Origin of the sequence: Streptomyces sp. 8L (assembly GCF_020176795.1) — a bacterium.
In the GTDB taxonomy this organism is placed as follows: Bacteria; Actinomycetota; Actinomycetes; order Streptomycetales; family Streptomycetaceae; genus Streptomyces.
On the sequence record NZ_JAIUKE010000976.1, the window covers coordinates 1 to 401 of the forward strand.

General features: G+C 63.3%; 1 pseudogene. It reads right to left on the reverse strand.

Annotated elements, in window-relative coordinates:
- Positions 1-77: 77 nt before the first annotated feature.
- Positions 78-283, reverse strand: a pseudogene (locus LCE31_RS40170) (IS256 family transposase); the annotation flags it as partial.
- Between the last annotated feature and the right edge of the window lie 118 nt (positions 284-401).

The following is a 401-nucleotide window of genomic DNA, read 5'->3' on the forward strand; positions in this document are numbered from 1 at the left end:
TGCTTCCCACCTGGCGCTACTTCCTCTGGAACCTCGAGTCCCAGTCTCCAGGTGTCCACGATCAAGGGGAAGCTTCAGTGGTCGGTGATCTCGCCTTCCAGGACAGACTCCAGAACCGTCTTGGTCAGCTGCTGCAGCAGCCCACCCTCGCCGGCTGGCTGCAGGCCCTCGGCCTGGGCACGACCCACCAGCTCGTCGATCAACTGGTCGTCCACGGCCTTCGCCGACACCCCCTCTCCGAAGGCTCAACGGCCTCAGGCTCAGCCACGTTCTCACTGGTCATCGATGCATCCCCCATGATCTGGAGTTACACCGCTCGTTTGGCCCTGTCTCACTTTCGGTGGTGACGGAGGGTGCTGTCATCCGAGGAGGATGCGGTGGCGGAGCAGGGTGAAGCCTGC